This window comes from Leptolyngbya sp. CCY15150, assembly GCF_016888135.1.
Lineage (GTDB): Bacteria > Cyanobacteriota > Cyanobacteriia > RECH01 > RECH01 > RECH01.
In genome coordinates this window covers 1-674 of the sequence record NZ_JACSWB010000035.1, presented here as the reverse complement: position 1 = coordinate 674, position 674 = coordinate 1, and the positions used below count along the sequence as shown (strand labels likewise).

At 42.1% G+C, this 674-nt stretch carries 1 protein-coding gene; it reads right to left on the bottom strand.

Annotated features, from left to right (window positions below):
• Positions 1-46: 46 nt before the first annotated feature.
• Positions 47-544: a hypothetical protein gene (locus tag JUJ53_RS00150; protein ID WP_204149986.1), complete on the bottom strand. Its 498-nt coding sequence runs from the start codon at positions 542-544 to the stop codon at positions 47-49.
• Between the last annotated feature and the right edge of the window lie 130 nt (positions 545-674).

Here is a 674-nt window from a genome sequence, read left to right as displayed (position 1 = left end):
AATACGGCCTCTGTCAATGCGATGTTGAGTTTGCGTTGTGCCTACCTCAATGGGCAGCTTGCCTGTTGACTATTTTGTCGAAAGTGGGATGCTCCCCAGCATCTCCGTGGGTAACATTGTCTAGATTTTTTGATATAGTCTGACGAATATTTTGACTCTTAGAGTTATTGAGAAGTTCGATCAATGTGGCGATCGCCTTAGCATCTTCGGGCACAACGTTCAAAAAACTCTCCACTGCACTTTGACGGATCTTCTCATCCTTAGAATTCTTGATGATCTGACATAGGGACATAACAGCACCCTTGTTTCTGGGGTCAATTTTTACTAAACTATCCGCTATGCACTGACAGATATACTCATCTTTAGAGGAGCTTAGAGCTAGAAGCTCACTCAAGGCATTAATTACTTCAGTGCGAATGGTTTGAGGAATAATATCTCTTGCCTTTTTTTGAAGTGAATATAAAAAAGTTGACCACTTACCTGCTTCAGCGTCAAAAGAACCAAATCCCCATGATGCCACTTGCGCAACAATATCATGAATCAAGGAACACTCTTTGAATTCATTGATGGCAAGAGCACTTATCGCTCTTCAATGACTCTAGGCAGAAGAAAACTCTCGTAGCGTCGTAGCAGGCACTCCTCGAAATTGATTCATAAGCCGTATGAGCATCTGA